General features: G+C 72.7%; 1 pseudogene. It reads left to right on the forward strand.

The annotated features are described in order from the left end of the window. Positions 1–304 (forward strand): annotated as a pseudogene (locus tag AX735_RS04900) (hypothetical protein); the annotation flags it as partial.

Raw genomic sequence — 304 nt, forward strand, 5'->3', positions numbered from 1 at the left:
GCGGCGAATCGGTCGCCTCGGGCGTCGGCAGCCAGGCCTTCGGCTGGCAGGCCAATGCCTCGGGCCGTACCGCTGTGGCGGTCGGTCATCAGGCCAATGCCGCCGGGCTGGAGGCGACCTCGGTCGGCAAGAGCGCGCAGGCGGGCGGGGCCAATGCCACGTCGCTCGGCAGCCGCGCCAATGCCGCTGCCGATAACAGCGTTGCGCTGGGCAATGCGGCGAGTGCCACGGCGGCCAATGCGGTCGCGCTGGGATCGGGATCGGTGGCCGATCGCGCCAATACCATCTCGGTAGGGGCGGCGGG

Origin of the sequence: Blastomonas sp. CCH1-A6 (assembly GCF_001556365.1) — a bacterium.
In the GTDB taxonomy this organism is placed as follows: Bacteria; Pseudomonadota; Alphaproteobacteria; order Sphingomonadales; family Sphingomonadaceae; genus Blastomonas; species Blastomonas ursincola.